Origin of the sequence: Inquilinus sp. (assembly GCF_039594555.1) — a bacterium.
Classification (GTDB): domain Bacteria; phylum Pseudomonadota; class Alphaproteobacteria; order DSM-16000; family Inquilinaceae; genus Inquilinus.
On sequence record NZ_JBCNNF010000631.1, the window covers coordinates 1 to 2,657 of the forward strand.

Genomic DNA, 2,657 nt, shown 5'->3' on the forward strand with positions numbered 1-2,657 from the left:
GCTGGCGCGCCGCGCCGGCATCTCCGCCCCGCCCTGCCTGCGCCGCGTCCGGGCGCTGGAGGAGGCGCATTACATCCGCGGTTATCACGCCGACATCAACCCCGAGGCGCTGGGCTTCGGCGTCACTGTCTTCGCCCAGGTCGGGCTGACCAGCCAGGCCGAGGCCGACCTGCGCAAGTTCGAGGACCTGGTCGGCAGCTGGCCGCTGGTCCGCGAATGCCACATGCTGGCCGGCGAGACCGACTTCCTGCTGAAGATCGTGGCCGAGGACTGGGACAGCTACCAGCGCTTCCTGACCACGCAGCTGACCTCCGCCCCGAACGTCAACCACGTCAAGTCGGCCCTGGCGATCCGCACCGCCAAGCAGCTGCCGGGCGTGCCGATCGACGTCGACGCCAAGGACCATCATCGCGAGGAGTGATCTGCGGCCGCATCGCGGATCCGAACGGGGGCCGGCCTCACGCCGCGCCTCCGTTTTTCATTGTGCCCACCTCCGCCGTCACCCTGGTGCCGGGCGGCGGGTGGTCGAGCAGGACGCGGCGCAGCGACTCGAACTGGTCGGCCCGCGGGTCGCTCTGGCGCCAAGCCAGCCCGACCACGCGGCCCGGCGGCGTGCCGTCGAAGCCGGCATAGCTGACCAGGCCGCCGACGCTGGCCTCGCCGAGGGTCGCCAGCCGCGGGAACAGGCTGTAGCCGGCGCCGGCGGCGATCATCTGGCGCAGCGTCTCCAGGCTGGTGCTGTGGCGCTTGCCGCCAAGGCTCGGCGTGCCGCAGACATCCAGCGCCTGGTCGCGCAGGCAGTGCCCGTCCTCCAGCAGCAGCAGCCCGTCGCGCGGCAGCTCGGTGATGCGGGCGGCGCCGTCCGCCGCCACCGGCCGGTCGGCCGGCTGGGCCAGGACGAAGGGCTCGAAGAACAGCGGCGCCGTGGCGATCTGCGGGTCGGTGACCGGCAGCGACAGGAACACCAGGTCCAGCGCGCCGTGGCGCAGCGCCTCGATCAGCTGGTAGGTGCGGCCCTCGTGCAGCACCAGCTCCAGCTTCGGGAAGGCCCGGCGCAGCGGCCGCAGCATGTGCGGGAAGAGATAGGGACCCAGCGTTTCGATCGTGCCGACGGTGAGGGGGCCTGACAGCGGCGCGTCCAACTCCTGCGCCAGCGCCATCAGCCGCCGCGCCTCCAGCAGCACGCGGCGGGCCTGGGCCAGGATGACCTCGCCCTTGGCCGTCACCAGGACGGTCTTCGGCCCGCGCTCGAACACCGCCAGGCCCAGATTTTCCTCCAGCTTGCGGATCTGCATGCTCAGCGCCGGCTGGCTGACGCCGCAGCGCTCCGCCGCCTGGCCGAAATGGCGCAGCTCGGCGACGGCGACGAGGTATTCGAGATCGCGGAGGGAGAGGCCGGCCAGGGTCATGGTCATCTATGTACGATAAGCAATGTCTATCTACCAGATCGGATAGATCGATTGGATCTTATCGGAGCGGTAGTGGAAGGTCGGGCCCAAGCCACAGGAGCCAGCCATGCCGCCCGTTCTCGTCGCCCGTCGCCGCCGGATCGCCCTGGTGCTGCTGCAGATCGGCGGCCCGGACCGGCTCGAGGCGGTCGGCCCGTTCCTGCGCAACTTCTTCTCCGACCCGGAGATCATCCGCCTGCCACGGCTGCCGCGGGCGCTGGTGGCGCGGCTGATCGCGTGGCGCCGGACCCCGGTCGCGACCGAGATCTATCGCCAGCTCGGCGGCGCCTCGCCGATCCTGGTCCAGACCCGGGCGCAGGGGCGGGCGGTGGCGGCGCGGCTGGCCGATCTCGGCGAGGTCCGGTCCTTCACGGCGATGCGCTACTGGCACCCCTTCGCCACCGAGACGGCGGCGGAGCTGAAGGCCTGGCGGCCGGGCGAGATCGTGCTGCTGCCGCTGTATCCGCAGTATTCGACCACCACCACCCGCTCGGCGCTGACCGACTGGGCTGCCGCGGCCCGCGCCGCCGGCCTGTCCGTCCCGACCCGGGTGGTCGAGGCGGCGCCGACCGAACCCGGCTTCATCGCCGCCCAGGCCGAGCTGATCCGCCGCGCCTGGCCGCCTCATGGCGGGCGGCACCGGCTGCTGTTCACCGCCCATGGCCTGCCGCTGCCGATCGTCCAGGCCGGCGATCCGTATCCCGAGCAGGTCCGTGCGTCGGCCGAGGCGGTGGTGGCGGCGCTCGGCCTGCCCGGCCTCGACTGGCGCATCGCCTTCCAGAGCCGGGTGACGCCGCAGGAATGGCTCAAGCCGGACACGGAGGAGGAGGTGAAGCAGGCCGGGCGCGACGGCGTCGGCCTGGTGCTGGTGCCGATCGCCTTCGTCTCCGAGCATTCCGAGACGCTGGTCGAACTCGACATCGAGTACCGCGCGGTGGCCGAGGCGGCGGGCGTGCCGTCCTTCATCCGCGTCCCGGCCGTCGGGTTGCACCCGGCCTATGTCGCCGGCCTCGCGGCCCAGGTGCGGCAGGCGCTCGGCTCCGGTTCGGTGCGGGAGGCGGCGTGATGCGTCCGGCCCTGAACGCGCTGCTGGCCGACCTCGCCCGCCACGGCGCCAGCCTCACCCTCGAGAACGGCCGCGTCGGCGTGCAGGGCGACCTGCCGCCGGAGCTGCTGCTGCGGCTGCATCGGCATCGCCGCGACCTGCTG

Annotated in this window: 3 protein-coding genes; 2 read left to right on the forward strand and 1 reads right to left on the reverse strand. The window is 72.5% G+C overall.

Going from position 1 to position 2,657, the window contains the following annotated elements; genetic code table 11:
- Positions 1–421, forward strand: a 421-nt coding sequence (locus tag ABDW35_RS35235; protein ID WP_343718498.1) for an Lrp/AsnC family transcriptional regulator, incomplete at its 5' end; no start/stop codon positions are given.
- Between the two features lie 37 nt (positions 422–458).
- Here the strand turns inward: ABDW35_RS35235 and ABDW35_RS35240 are convergent.
- Positions 459–1,415, reverse strand: a complete 957-nt coding sequence (locus tag ABDW35_RS35240; protein WP_343718499.1) for a LysR substrate-binding domain-containing protein — start codon at positions 1,413–1,415, stop codon at positions 459–461.
- 100 nt (positions 1,416–1,515) lie between these two features.
- Here ABDW35_RS35240 and hemH point away from each other — a divergent pair, with 100 nt between their 5' ends.
- Positions 1,516–2,514 carry a ferrochelatase gene (gene hemH / locus ABDW35_RS35245; protein WP_343718500.1) on the forward strand — a complete coding sequence of 333 codons (999 nt, stop codon included), beginning with the start codon at positions 1,516–1,518 and terminating at the stop codon, positions 2,512–2,514.
- Positions 2,515–2,657: the final 143 nt, after the last annotated feature.

What these genes read in the sequence shown, in the direction of transcription:
- ABDW35_RS35240 (WP_343718499.1), bottom strand. Translation starts at nt 1,415, where the DNA reads ATGACCATGACCCTGGCCGGCCTCTCCCTCCGCGATCTCGAATACCTC.
- hemH (WP_343718500.1), top strand. Translation starts at nt 1,516, where the DNA reads ATGCCGCCCGTTCTCGTCGCCCGTCGCCGCCGGATCGCCCTGGTGCTG.